The 13,146-nt window shown below is 41.8% G+C and carries 15 protein-coding genes and 1 pseudogene; 3 read left to right on the top strand and 13 right to left on the bottom strand.

Annotated elements, in window-relative coordinates:
• Nucleotides 1-695: 695 nt before the first annotated feature.
• Entirely contained in the window at nucleotides 696-1,376 is a 681-nt protein-coding gene (locus JL57_RS10605; RefSeq protein WP_034142023.1) for a response regulator, read from the bottom strand.
• 13 nt (nucleotides 1,377-1,389) lie between these two features.
• Nucleotides 1,390-3,033 carry a sensor histidine kinase gene (locus JL57_RS10610; RefSeq protein WP_291299949.1) on the bottom strand — a complete coding sequence of 548 codons (1,644 nt, stop codon included), beginning with the start codon at nucleotides 3,031-3,033 and terminating at the stop codon, nucleotides 1,390-1,392.
• A 343-nt stretch (nucleotides 3,034-3,376) separates the two neighbouring features.
• On the opposite strand from JL57_RS10610, the gene JL57_RS10615 reads away from it, so the two are divergent.
• Nucleotides 3,377-4,918 (top strand): Na+/H+ antiporter, encoded by a 1,542-nt coding sequence (locus JL57_RS10615; protein ID WP_291299950.1) that lies wholly within the window; start codon nucleotides 3,377-3,379, stop codon nucleotides 4,916-4,918.
• A gap of 128 nt (nucleotides 4,919-5,046) precedes the next feature.
• Here the strand turns inward: JL57_RS10615 and JL57_RS10620 are convergent, their stop codons facing one another.
• The 9 genes from JL57_RS10620 to JL57_RS10655 all read right to left on the bottom strand — a co-directional run bounded on the left by JL57_RS10620 (nucleotide 5,047) and on the right by JL57_RS10655 (nucleotide 10,036).
• Complete coding sequence (locus tag JL57_RS10620) at nucleotides 5,047-5,745, bottom strand: hypothetical protein (RefSeq protein WP_034142024.1); 699 nt, start codon at nucleotides 5,743-5,745, stop codon at nucleotides 5,047-5,049.
• A gap of 27 nt (nucleotides 5,746-5,772) precedes the next feature.
• Complete coding sequence (locus JL57_RS10625) at nucleotides 5,773-6,453, bottom strand: ABC transporter permease (protein ID WP_034142025.1); 681 nt, start codon at nucleotides 6,451-6,453, stop codon at nucleotides 5,773-5,775.
• The gene (locus JL57_RS10630; protein WP_291299951.1) at nucleotides 6,450-7,082 is read right to left on the bottom strand and encodes an ATP-binding cassette domain-containing protein; all 633 of its coding nucleotides are present in this window, start codon (nucleotides 7,080-7,082) and stop codon (nucleotides 6,450-6,452) included. Before JL57_RS10630 ends, JL57_RS10625 begins: the two co-directional genes overlap by 4 nt.
• Nucleotides 6,970-7,305 carry an ATP-binding cassette domain-containing protein gene (locus tag JL57_RS34120; protein ID WP_291299952.1) on the bottom strand — a complete coding sequence of 112 codons (336 nt, stop codon included), beginning with the start codon at nucleotides 7,303-7,305 and terminating at the stop codon, nucleotides 6,970-6,972. The genes JL57_RS10630 and JL57_RS34120 overlap by 113 nt, the downstream gene beginning before the upstream one ends.
• Nucleotides 7,306-7,396: 91 nt before the next feature.
• A complete protein-coding gene (locus JL57_RS34125; RefSeq protein WP_291299953.1) occupies nucleotides 7,397-7,999 on the bottom strand; it encodes a TetR/AcrR family transcriptional regulator in 603 nt (200 codons plus the stop codon).
• A 312-nt stretch (nucleotides 8,000-8,311) separates the two neighbouring features.
• Nucleotides 8,312-8,647: a phage holin family protein gene (locus tag JL57_RS10640; protein ID WP_034142026.1), complete on the bottom strand. Its 336-nt coding sequence runs from the start codon at nucleotides 8,645-8,647 to the stop codon at nucleotides 8,312-8,314.
• Nucleotides 8,648-8,661: 14 nt separating this feature from the next.
• Complete coding sequence (locus JL57_RS10645) at nucleotides 8,662-8,988, bottom strand: hypothetical protein (protein ID WP_034142027.1); 327 nt, start codon at nucleotides 8,986-8,988, stop codon at nucleotides 8,662-8,664.
• Entirely contained in the window at nucleotides 8,978-9,427 is a 450-nt protein-coding gene (locus tag JL57_RS10650) for an SHOCT-like domain-containing protein (protein WP_034142028.1), read from the bottom strand. Before JL57_RS10650 ends, JL57_RS10645 begins: the two co-directional genes overlap by 11 nt.
• Before the next feature lie 204 nt (nucleotides 9,428-9,631).
• A complete protein-coding gene (locus JL57_RS10655; RefSeq protein ID WP_034142029.1) occupies nucleotides 9,632-10,036 on the bottom strand; it encodes a DUF2089 domain-containing protein in 405 nt (134 codons plus the stop codon).
• A gap of 261 nt (nucleotides 10,037-10,297) precedes the next feature.
• On the opposite strand from JL57_RS10655, the pseudogene JL57_RS10660 reads away from it, so the two are divergent.
• Nucleotides 10,298-10,614 (top strand): annotated as a pseudogene (locus JL57_RS10660) (DUF1904 family protein).
• Between the two features lie 6 nt (nucleotides 10,615-10,620).
• Here the strand turns inward: JL57_RS10660 and JL57_RS10665 are convergent.
• Complete coding sequence (locus tag JL57_RS10665) at nucleotides 10,621-11,430, bottom strand: methyl-accepting chemotaxis protein (RefSeq protein ID WP_034142030.1); 810 nt, start codon at nucleotides 11,428-11,430, stop codon at nucleotides 10,621-10,623.
• Between the two features lie 263 nt (nucleotides 11,431-11,693).
• Entirely contained in the window at nucleotides 11,694-11,816 is a 123-nt protein-coding gene (locus JL57_RS36350; RefSeq protein ID WP_366557009.1) for a hypothetical protein, read from the bottom strand.
• 501 nt (nucleotides 11,817-12,317) lie between these two features.
• On the opposite strand from JL57_RS36350, the gene JL57_RS10675 reads away from it, so the two are divergent.
• Entirely contained in the window at nucleotides 12,318-13,136 is an 819-nt protein-coding gene (locus tag JL57_RS10675; protein ID WP_034142031.1) for a DUF2889 domain-containing protein, read from the top strand.
• Nucleotides 13,137-13,146: the final 10 nt, after the last annotated feature.

Below are 13,146 nucleotides of genomic sequence, written 5' to 3' on the forward strand. Positions count from 1 at the left end.
GCCGTCATGCACAAACTTCTTCACTACATATTTGCTGTTCTTCGTGACCAAAAGCCCTTTGTGATTAAACGACCTGAAGATCATCAAACTTGGAGGACAACAAAGCCTCAACCAGCAGCTGCTTAAAGGAATAGTTTGGATACGACAGAGCCATTCGGATCGTGTCAAAGGTGATGCGAGGGATACCGGAGGGCGTTAGACCGAGGATATGCTCGCCATCATCCTATTGACACGTGCACTACACCCAAACGCTTGAAGACTGCAAAGTCTCTTTTACTCCAGAGAGTTACCCCAAATTGAAAGAGAGTTTGCTTGGCTAGCGCCGAGCGTCCCGTTTCTCTAGGTGGGCTTCCCAAAAATTAACGTTTAGGTCATTGTTCGGATTTTTCAATGGCTTAGTTTGTTATGCCGTATTTTACAAACCGAAAATTAAAAGAAATAATCAGACAAACTCTTGACTTTTATTAGCTGGTCTTTTAGTTTTTGTATAACCTATGAGCTGTTTGTTCAGCTTCCCTCCCTCATGTGAGTTATGGCAATATTCTATATATTCAAAGTAATTAAGGGAACGTTTATAACGAATATCGGGATATAAACGATAAAATCAATTTTGACGATTAAAATGACGGCCGATCTTCTAGAGAAGAACGGCCGTCATCAAAGAAATTTTTTCATGAAAAATTTCATATACTATTTTATATCATTCGATACAGTCGTTGTGGACGTCCGACTGTCCCATATTGTAATTTTTCTTCTACCACTTTTTCTTCAACTAGATACGCAAGGTACATGCGAGCAGTAGAACGGCTAACTTCAGTTAATTGTGCAATCTGTTCAGCACTGTAAAACCCATTAGTGTTAAGCAAACTTTCTTTAATGTGCTCTAAAGTTCGTACGTCAATACCTGACTGCAATTGTTTTGGGGGTCCTGTAGAGCGGATCTTTTTAAGATCGTCAACCATAGCTTGATTCAAATTTAATGAGGTGCCTAAACGCATCTTGTATTGCTGATATTTTGCGAGGGATTCCTTCAAATGTTCCAAGTCAAAAGGTTTGAGAAGATAATCAAATATGCCGAGCCTGAATCCCTCCTCAACGACCTCCAGCTCCTTAGAAGCGGTTATAAGAATGACATCGCAAGAGATCCCCTGTGAACGAATAGTACGTAATAGTTCAATACCTGACCGGTCGGGCAAATAAACATCCAAAATAAGCAAATCCGGGTGTAATTCCTGCACTAGGGCTAAAGTCTGTTCAAAATTATGCGTAACTCCCACAACACTATAGCCTTTTTGGGATTCAATATATTTGGCATGCACACGGGCAATCATAAAGTCGTCATCGACTACTAGAACCTGAAGCGGTTTTTTAACCATAGTATGTCCTCCCTTATTGTGGCAAAATAGCTTGTAAGATTGTCCCTTCATCAACAGATTCAACCGTCAGTGTACCGCCGATATATGCTATCCGACCCGATAACAAGGCTAATCCAAACCCCCGATCAGCCCCTTTAGTACTAACCCCGTTCTCAAATATGTGCTCTTTTATATAGGGGTTAATTCCTGGCCCTGAATCTATAACTCTAATAATCAATTGCTCGCTTTCATCGTTAATATACACAGTGATAACTGGATTTCGGGTTTTTTCTTTCCAATCTGTAAACGCTTCAAACGAGTTTTCGATGGCATTCCCCAGTATCGTCAAAACGAGATCGCGATGTGTGCATTGATCCTGTAAGCGGGAGCAATCATCTATTATTAATTGGACTCCAAGTTCCTTGGCCCGATGGATTTTACCAAGCAGAATCCCGACGACCGCTGAGTCCCTAATATTGGCTAGAAAAAATTCTAATACCTGTTGCTGTTCATCATTAACTTGATCGATCAATTGACGGGCTAGATCATACTCTTGTATTGTTATAAGTCCCGATATAGTATGAAGCTTATTCATGAATTCATGGCGTTGGCTCCGCAACGCATCCACATAGCGTCCCACATCAGCAAGACGTTGGTCGATTTGATCTAATTGCATTTTGTCTCGAAAAGAAGAGACTGCTCCAATTACATTGCCACTAAGAATAACGGGAAGGCGATTAACAATGACCAAGGAATTACCAATAATCATTGGTTGGTCAAAATGACCTATCCCTGTGGCTAACACCTCTGACAGACGCGAATTTGTAATTACGGTACTTATAGGCCTACCCAAAATATCCTCTGATGCTTCTAATCCTAGGAGGCGTTTAGCCTCTTGATTGCAGGTCTTAATCTTACCCTCTATGTCAACTGCTACAACGCCTTCCCTAATAGATTCCAAAATTGAGGCCTGTTCTTGCGTTAGAAAAGCAATTTCAAACGGCTCCATATTGAAAATTTGTCTTTTAATATGTCCCGAAAGCAAATATGCCCCCAAATGGCCGATAGTAAGCCCTACCAATCCTATACCGGCAATTATTATTAGGTAGGAGAATATTTTGTTCCAAATATTATCTACCAGAAAACCAACCGAAACCACGCCACGTTGACCGTGATCCATACCAAAAATCGGGGCTTTGCCACGCACCGACAAACCTAGGGTACCCACAGCTTGGGTAATGCTGAACTCGCCGAGCAGAACTCTATGATTATCATCTCCAACCATTTTTTGGCCAATATTCTGAGGATTAGGGTGACTATAGCGAATAAGACTCATGCTTCCAACGACTATGAACTCTGCCCCAGTCTGAGCACGAATCTTTTCAGTCAACGGCTGAATGATCAGTGAAGGGTCAGATTCCTTTTCTAAGGCTAGGGCAATATCTGGAATATCTGCCACTACTTTTGCTAAAGTGAGCGCCCTTTGTCCTACTTCGTCGAATTGGATTTTAACTATGATATAGGAAAAAACAGTCAAGACTAAAATTAAGACTATAAAAATATCTAAAAATACAAGCCAGTTGATCTTTGCCCTCAGGCTCATTCGTTTACCTAGCCGACTAAATAGTTTAAAGAGAAACCCTTGCTTAGTTTTGGATATGACATTAGAGCTACTCATGCTGCATACCCCCACACTCAAACGATTATTGATAATCGACAATTGATATAGACACTAATCGCCTTTTGCCTTAAACCCAAAGTTTGCACAATGCCATTAAATCTATACCTTAAATTTATAAATTCGTCACATTATTTCCACAATCCTTTTATTAAAAAAATTTTACTAAGACTGTGTATTCCTTGATAGCCTATAATCGTAGTTCGATCAAGATTTTTGAAGGAAAATTGAATTTTGTGGTGAATGTAGAAAATTAGAGAGATAAACACTATGATATAAATATGACTAAGATGATGATCGCAAATAAATACTAGAGTCATCACGATGGAGAGGTGGGCAATAAGTGCATTCATTGTCTTTTTTCTGGTTAATGTTACTGGCCTCTATGGTAGCAATGCTGGGACGGTTTATTAAAATTCCGTATACCATTGCCCTAGTACTAACCGGCCTAATGGTAGGCTACTTTGGCTTATTGCCAGGTGTATATTTGGAACCGCATATCTTATTTGCCATTTTTTTGCCGCCTTTATTGTTTGAAGCCGGCATCAACATACATTTTCGACCATTGCAACGTCAGTGGAAGATCATAGGCGTATTAGCTGTTTTTGGGACCTTAATTTCTACCCTAGTCGTCGGATATGGTATTCATTATTTTTTAGGTTTGCCGATTTTAGTTGCCTTGCTGTTTGGGGCAGTGATTTCACCGACTGATCCGATTTCGGTTTTAGCGATATTTAAGCGACTGGGGGTTAATGAACGGCTGTCGATGATTGTAGAAGCAGAGAGCTTATTTAATGACGGCATTGCAGTGGTCATGTTCGGTGTGATCCAAAGTGTGATAATTACAAGCACCTTTTCTTTATCACAGAGCCTACTTACGTTCATTATCGCTGTCTGTGGCGGGGTGGTGATCGGTATAATTATTGGGGCTTCTGCCTCCCTCATTACTAAAGAATTTGACGATCATCTCTTAGAGATTACGTTGACGACTATAGTGGCGTATGGTTCATACTTAGCAGCAGAAAGTGTGCATGTATCTGGCGTTATTGCTGTGGTGGCAGCTAGTCTGGTTATGGGCAACTATGGCTTGCCGCGAGGAATGTCACCTGCTTCACGCCTGGCAGTCATATCATTCTGGGAATATGCGGCATTTGCTGTCAACTCGATGGTGTTTTTATTGGTTGGCTTGGAAATAACCGTCATGCCGATGGTTGCTAATCTAAATACTATTTTGGTTGCTTTTGGTGTCGTTTTGGTCGGGCGAGCAACTTCGGTCTATAGCCTCTCAGCGTTATTATCAGCCTTTGGGCAGTTTATTCCCGCTCGGTGGAGACATGTGTTGGTTTGGAGCGGGTTGAGAGGGGCGTTGTCCATGGCTATGGTGCTTGGTATTAGCACAGCGGTACCGGAAAGAGAAATACTGGTGCCGTTGATTTTTGGAGTAGTCTTGGTTTCTCTGATGGGCCAAGGGTTAACAATTGGGCCGTTGATTTCAAAGCTAGGGTTAAGTCGTAAAAAAGGTGATTCTGCAGAGTATCAGCTTTTGCTAGGCGAAAATGTATCGCTGGGGATAGCCGTGGAAGAGCTCGACCGCAACGTTAAGCAAGGAGGGATTTCACAATGCACTCGCAACGAAATGGTACAACGACTCGCCTTAAGGCAGCAGGAGATCGAAGAAGATATTTCTAAGCTTCATATGTCGGATGAAACGATTGCCGCAGATGAAATGAAAAAAGCCGAGCGCGTTGTCTTACTGGCCCAAAAAACGTCCTTTATCAGTTCTGCCCGCAACGAGGTTATCGACTGGAGTGTCGCAGCCAAATTGATAAGTAAGTTGGAGGAAGAGCAGGAAATAAGAGAAAAACACATTCACGATTCGCAATAGACATGAGGCAAGGCTGGCGCGCAATTAATGCGTCCAGCCTTTTTCTCTATATAAAACAAGCGAAACAAGGGGACAGGTACACTGTTTCAAAACAGTGTGCCTGTCCCCTTGTTTCACCTTTGTTTCACTTACCTGCGAGCCCTTACAAGACGGATAGCTAAATACAGCCAAGCCAGGTGCACCACGAGTGCTAGACCCATTGAAGTAAGATTCGCAGGATATCTGACTAGCTGAGAAGTCCAGTAAAACGGTATGAACGCTGAGATATTGCTTACCCATTTTAAATCTAATAAATCGGCCATTGCAGCGAAAACAAAGATATTAAGCCCTTTAGAATAGGTCAATCCTTGAACCTTGTTGTCGGCTAGAGAAAACATAATCAGAGAGACCACTACACTTTGCACACCACTCAATAAGGCAATGAAGGATACTTGGATCACGGACAACTCGACAATCGCTAAGATGAAGCAACTCAATATCGTATAGGGGATACATAAAGCAAATGGTATAAATAATCGGTTAGCAATATACCCTGCATAGCCTATCGGCATTACAGACATAAGTTCATAGATACTCTCGTCACGCTCGTCAATCATCAAAAAGGCTGTAATGGTTCCCAGCATATATGGAGAAAACGTCAAACAAACCGCGAGAATGTAACCATAATAAGGGCCCAGTGTAAACTCAGTTCGTTCAAGCATTGGTTCTCCAAGGGTTAGAAAAAGTTTTACTGCTGCCAAGGCTATAAACGGTACCAACATAAACAACCGTAAAACCGGGTCTCGCATCAGCCTCCTAATATCAAAGGAAAACGCTTTAGTGTTCATTGATAACCCCTCCTGCAACTAGTCCATCTAGTTTTCGCTATGAACTCTTAAGGCTAGCTTATAAATGGCGATATCCCACACGCCTATGACCGTTAGATAGAATAAGGCCTCTTGCCAGGTTATTCCCAGAAATATGCCAATCGTAAGCTTTAACCCGGCGACATTCGGGAGAACAGAGAAGATCCACGAGTAAGGAAAACCCACAACGGCTATGCATGGAATGGACGTCAGCAACAGAAACGGAATCATTTTGAGGAAATATTGATTGATCGATCGAGAACCCACGGTAACCAAAAATCCATACAGTGTGAAGAATACCGATAAACCTAAAATCGTAACGGTTAGTAAAAGCCAGTTCACGTCGCTGTAATGAGTGATAACTGCAATAACGACTGAAGCGCATATCGATAATAAGCCGAGTGTCACAACCTTTGAGATAATATACTCCCGCGGAGATAAGGGAGTCACCGCTAAATAGTCCAAGATCCCCTGCTGCTTTTCGAGCATGACGATTCCCCCAATGAAGAAGAAACCCAGCATTGCAGGATCGGAAAATACGATCAGAGCTAATGAATAATCCTTTGCCAAACCGCTTGGTATTTTCTGAAGAATAACAATGTATAAAACAGAGATGAGGGCGTAAACAGCATAGAATCCATGCTTAAACTGAAATTTTAGATCTGATTTCATCGCCGCGATAAGCCTCATATCAGTTCTCTCCCTGTCACTTTGATGAAGATATCCTCCAAGCTAGCATCTTGGCTGTGTATGCTCCTAATCTCCGTGTTAGAAATAATCTCTAAGAATTTTCGATTCCCGCTGAGCTGGTCAAGCACAAATTCGGAGGTGCCTTGTATACCGTGATTCATAAAGTCGACCTTGACGGTTTTGCGCCCGTATTTTAGCTTCAAGGCATAAGGACTGTCACAGAGCGATATCTGTCCATCCACTAAAAAGGCCACCCGGTCGCATAACTGTTCGGCAATGGTCATATTGTGCGTCGTCAGGAAAATTGTTTTGCCTTCCCCTTTCATCGTTAAAATGATGTCTTTAATAAGTTTTGCATTAACAGGGTCAAGCCCTGAGGTTGGCTCATCAAAAAACATCAGGGTCGGGTTATGCATAATGCTCCTAATAAAGTTCAGGCGCATTTTCATGCCCTTGGAAAATCCTTCTACTTTTTTATCCTTATCAGGCAACAGCCCTACCCTGTCAAGCAACGCATCAAGATCCTTGGGAGGATTCTGATAATATTGCGCGATAAGTTGTAAATTTTCTTTTGCTGTCAGCTTCAAAATATAGGTTAGGGAAGTCAAAGGCGACCCCGATCTTTTCATAGAAATCACGACCGAAGTCTTTACGTTCCTTTCCGAAAACTGTAATGCTCCCGTTATACCCTTTAAGAAACCCGATCAAAACTCTTTGGATGGTTGTTTTGCCTGACCCACTGGGACCGAGGAAACCGAAAACTTCTCCAGGGTGGATCCTGAAATCGATGCCTTTAAGTGTATTTCCCTTGGCCCCTCGATACTTATATTCCAAATTTTTAACGCTAAGCATCCTAGTTCCCTCCTAAAATAATCATCTGCTCATTATTAGATCAAGAGTTTATTCATTTTTACAATGACTAACTATTTTATAAGTGGTCGCTTCACTTTGTCATTCCCATAATCCCTAGGATGTAAAACAGGAACAAGTCGGCCATCATATCAAGCCGCTCATTTTCATCGAAAACGGTACGAAGTATCGTTATTATGCCATCGATAAGCTGTATCGAAATAAGCTCAACAAATTTCGGTTGAAAAATCATCGTTGGATTTTCAAGCTGCTCAAAATGCTCCAAGAAGTGGGCGCTGAGGAACTTAACAAATTCCCCCTTTGTGTGCTCATAGTTCGTTCCTGCGCTCATATCCAACATAATTAAAAACCTGTTCGTAAAGATGGGCTTTAATTCCGCTAAAAAGCTACGCAACGTTTTCTTCCACACAGCAAGATCGTCTGATTCACTGACATCTGCCATAACTTCACCATCATAGTGATTATTAAGCATATAGATAAAGGCATCGTGTTCGTGCTTTACAAGTTCATCAAACAAGGCTTCCTTGCTGTCAAAATAATGATACAAGTTGCCAATCGTCATACCTGCTCTTTTGGCGATCTGCCGCAAGGAAGCGTTACGATAGCCTTTTTCAAAAAACTCTTTTTCTGATTCGACTAAGATAGTTTCGCGCAACTCATCTTTTTTATATTGCATTAGTAATCACCTGCTCATTATTATTGTAATCAATTTATTGGTGGTTGTAAACTAGATTTTTTCACCTTATTTTCCATGCGTCAAGTGGATCACCAAACAACCCTGGTGATAAAAATAATATCCCCCATTTCACATGACAGCGAAATGGGGGGATGGACTACCTTGCTATATCTCGGATTAACCTACTGCGTCCGCCGCCGACAGGATTTTAACGATCTCGCCAGATAGAGATTTTAAAGTGATGTGATACGTAAAAAAGAGAATCATCTTTACATAACAAGAGGCATGGACAAAAATTGTCCATGCCTCTTGTTAAAATTTTATCTCCTTGAAACCCCAGTTCGCCAAGGACACCACTATCGATGCAAGGAGGGCAACTCCAAACCCTGGAACGTGAAAGCCTGGCACCAGTCCACTAGTAAGCATGATCATCCAAGTATTGATAACGAAGGTAAAAACTCCTAATGTGATCAGATTAAGTGGAATGGTCAAAATAATCAGCACTGGGCGAATCATCAAATTGACAAGACCAAGGATAATTCCAGCCCAAAAGATGTGCACAGGGGTTGTCGCTACTATAGGCAAAAACTGGGCCGCTATAAAAAAGGCCAATGTATTAATTAAAAATCGGTAGATCAGTCGTTTCATTTCTTCCCCCCCGTTCACTTTAAGCTTACTTTGACCTGAATCTCTCCAACTTCCACATCGACAACATCCAGCCCTTTATACCTAGTTAAATCTTTAATGATACTATGTGAAGCGGCAATAATGCCACTCGGGGAAATCATTTTAACCCAGCGCAGATGCTTGCTAGCCTTTTCGTCTTGGGGTACCGGAACCTGCCTTAAGGCAATCTCCCAAACCCAAGCTAAGTCCGTAAGGGCGTCTAAGAATTCATCTACTACCCAGATAGGGACTGGAAACGTGAACCTCCTGCGTTTTTGGACTTTGACCCGAACCATCAACAGCCTGGCTGATTTATTCCACACACACTTCCACCTTGATTCTTCCCTCTTCAGGGTCCGCAACTTCCACGTCGACAATCTTGCCATCGAGAGTCTCTTCTAAAATTCGAGCAAGTCCCTCAACATCCAGCGCTTGTAGATCAAGGCCCTTTTGCTCTAGCTCCGCGCGCTTATCTGCAGGAACAAAGCTCATTGCATATACCACCAGTTTAGAAGCGGAACGTATCAGACTTAAAGGAACATTTACATTGACCTTTAACGTTTTTTCTCCGATCACTCGAACTCTCAAGAAGCGCTCCCCAGTTGAGTTTATTCCTTTTTTTGCTAACTCATTTTCAACGTTCTGAGCCCCTTCCTTTTGCGAGTTTCCTTCCTCAATCGCCTTCAGTAGTTCCAGCCCTTCAACCGCTGTCAGTTTACCTTCATGAATCATCTCAAGAATCTTGATTTTTTCACTGCTCATTTCCCATACTCCTTTCCAGCCTTTTGATAGGTCCCTTCACGCCATCACAGCTTCTTGCCATCACGGCATCAAACCATTCATGGCGATGCTCTAATCTCGAACGTCCTGTTCGAGTCTTAGCTACTGTGACACTCGGCCATCCTTAGCCAGCGCCCTAACAACTCTTATATTTAACTTTTATCTTTGGATTCTTATTCTTAATTCTTAATCCTGTTTCCTCATTTGACGCGTAGCTTCCTGTGCTGATATTTCTCCCCGCTCAAGAGCCTCCAGGATCTCCTGCCTGCGTAGACTTTCCTCATGGAGGTTCATCTTTTCGTTTTCGGGGTCTTTTTCCTTAAAAGTCCCGTAACCAAGGGCCTCAATCACACTATCTAAGCGACCTCGTACCGTAGGATAAGAGATACCCAACTCTTTTTCAACCTCTTTGATATTCCCACGACACTTGATAAACGCTTCCACGAAGATTAACTGTTCAGTTGGAAGTCGACAAAACTTACACGAGCTAAATTCCCCTTCGATTTTCGTCGGACAGTAGGTGCAAGTTAGTTTGCTAATCTTCATTTCATGATCACACACTGGACACCGATGGGGCATCTTATAATCCAAGATCATCACCTCCTGCAAAGTTGCCTGAAGAGCTTCTATGCTTAAGATAATAAGCCTTTATATTAATAATGTCAATACTATGTTTAATATATTTAAGTATTTTATTAATATAATTGAGACTAGTAAATCTAGACCCTTTTTTGTTGTATAATAGGCTATGACTCAACTCTTAAACATAATGCAGCTAGCCTCCGGAGAGACTAGCTGCATTATGTTGGATAGAACTAATACATTGGAGGGATACAGATGCCCCAAATTAAGATGCGTGGAATCGAAACAGAGATTATCCGTAAACTAAGTAAGCAGTTGATCGACGAACTTACAGTACTGACACAATCTCCGAGGGACGACTTCACCCTCGAGGTGATTCATTCAACTTTTATCATGGATGGAAACGTGTCTCAGGCTATCCTTTCGTCGAGATCGCTTGGTTTGACCGTGGACAAGAGATTCAAGACCAAGTGGCTCAAGCCGTTAGCCGGTTACTCAACGAAGCTGGTTGCTTTAGGAGGAATGAAGAATGTTTAAGGATGCAGATAACAAAAAGGCACCGATTTTTAACCGATGCCTTCGAATAAGTAAATTTAGCTTTGTCCCATTTCCACAAGTTTCTTAGCCATACTCTCTATTTTCTCCAAACTATGGGCAATTTCAGACACATCAGTGGCATGATTTTCGGTTACCGCTGTCAGTTGCTTAATAGCCTCAATTAAAAGTCTCACAGAGGATTGCACCTCCTGAACATTACTGTCGATGGCTTTCGTAGAAGCATCAGTATCCGAAGCAAGCCTCCTAACTTCTTCAGAAACAATAGCAAACCCCCGTCCATGTTCACCCGCCCGGGAAGCTTCAATAGCTGCATTGAGCCCTAAAATGTTACTCTGTTTAGAAATTTTCTTGATTTTCTGGGTTAATTCGTTGGTTCTACCCATCTCTGTGTTCACGTGCTCAGTTTCATCGTCCATACTCCGAATCGTTGCCGCCAGTTCTTCCGTAGCACCTGACAAGTTTTGAGCTGAAGATGAAATCGTTACCACAGCCTCAAGTATTTCTTTACCAGTTGCGAAAAGATTATCATAAAGCTCAACGGAACATGCCATAGCAAGGCAACCAGCAATTTTCGATTTTTCAAAGATTGGGAGGGCGATACCGACAAAGGGAACCCCAAAAAGTTCTTTGGATACACGCCGTACAACGCGCTTTCCGCTCGTAAGAGCTTCCAAAACATTAGAGCCCGGTGTAGGTGGATTCCCAAGCTTGGCCTTAGTATCGATAGTTTTTCCCGGGTAATAAGCAACAATCTTTTCCATATCGAAAAGTGTAACGGCGACGTCATCATTGAAAAACTGCTGAACCTCTGGAACTATTAGCTGGTAAGCCTCGAATTTTGTCACTTCAATACCTCCGTGTTATTAGCATATACCCTTTATTTTAAACAAGATAATTCTCTTAAAGCTACCCTAAAAATCCTGTAGATAACTAATTCTAACTATATTCGACATTAACAGAACAAAACCTTTAATATTCGCGTTATAATCTCTCAATCTTGCTCGTTACGTTCACCGCCGATCCATCCGTGAACTTTTATCGTGAACAAAGATTTAAGGGCTGCGTGGGGAGCACTTGATTCCTTCCCACTGTTAAAAAGCCCGATGGCTCAGGGTATACTTAAATCATTAAAAGCTGTCATGAATTCCTGCTCTACACTCACAAAATCTCTTTGGGCAAAATCATGATCCATCGATTTTTGAGGTGCTGTTTCACATAGTTGATAATCCATGATGGCTTCAAATTCATAATGCAGCAGAGTGTCGTCGACATTTTCGATTTGCTTTAGCTCAACCGAGTTGCACCTTTGCCGAATATCCTCGGCTTTTTGCTTCCTGATAGCACTGAATTGAGTGCTGCGCTACGGAATAAAAATGGTCACAGTGCCCATTTGCCCTAGTCATTAGCGACAATGAGTGCGCTATATCCTCGATTTTGATGTCGTCTTTTATGGGTTGAAGTGGATAAAACTTAATTTTCGAATAGGTCAGTATGTAGTCAGACATTGTGCTTACCTTCCATTTCTTTTACTAAATTTAATAGGCATGTAATATGCAATTATTTTTCAATGTGATAAGTCTCTTGATTTATCTAATTATATCACTCTAACCTAACTCTGAAAATTACACAATATAAGTTCCTCATTTACTAGTATCAAATTATAGAAGGATTTAAGCCCTTTGATAAAGAATATTCTGATATTAATCGTAAAAAGGTTGGGGAGGTATAACGTATGAAGAATCTTTTTCAGCGCAATTGGTATACGGAGGTGCGCCGCAGCGACAATGGGCTGCTCAAGGCGAAAACCAGTTATGTTGATACTTACCGGGAAGCCGTGGCCCATCTAATCGTTGACGTGAATTCCTTTGTCATTCAAGAAGCTTTGTGGGAAGAACAGAGATCTACGGAACCCATCAATGCCCGTACTCTTCAGGTTACACCCCTGTGTGGATCTGAAGCTTACTTTAGTTCTGGTCCTGCACTCAAAGAAGCTGCAGCGTTTCTCAAAGACCCTCTGGCGGTTGCGTTATTTTCCGAAACCATAAAAGGGATTATCCAAGCTGAAACCTTTCTCCTAGACGAGCGCGGCTATACTTCTGAACAAGACTATGAAAACAAGTGGATAGACTTCTTTTCAGGCTCCTGTCGCTTCTTCAGTAGCTTGGATAGGATTACAAAGACCTGGTATGACCATGTTGGCGAGAGTAAACGAGATGGGAATTTATTTGTGCGGTTCAAGACCCAGAGCTTTTTTGATTTGGGGGAGAAGCGATATTTATTAACTGGGAATTTAAGTGATTCTTTCCACGAGGTCAATGTTAAGATTAAGCTAGACGGGTTTATGGTGGAAGAAGCTGATGGGATTCTTCTACGCGCTCCAGATCTAGTTTGCCGCGAAGCAGCTGCTTTACTTGTAAATCTGCATGGCATCAACTTACGGGAAGTAACGAGAAAAGAACTTGTGAGCATATTAGGTAAAGGGCAAGGATGCGTTCATGTGATTGATTCAGTTAGTGATTGCGCGTATATCATAGAGCACTTTAAGTTTTAAAGTCAGCTTT

It is taken from the genome of Desulfosporosinus sp. BICA1-9, from assembly GCF_000802135.1.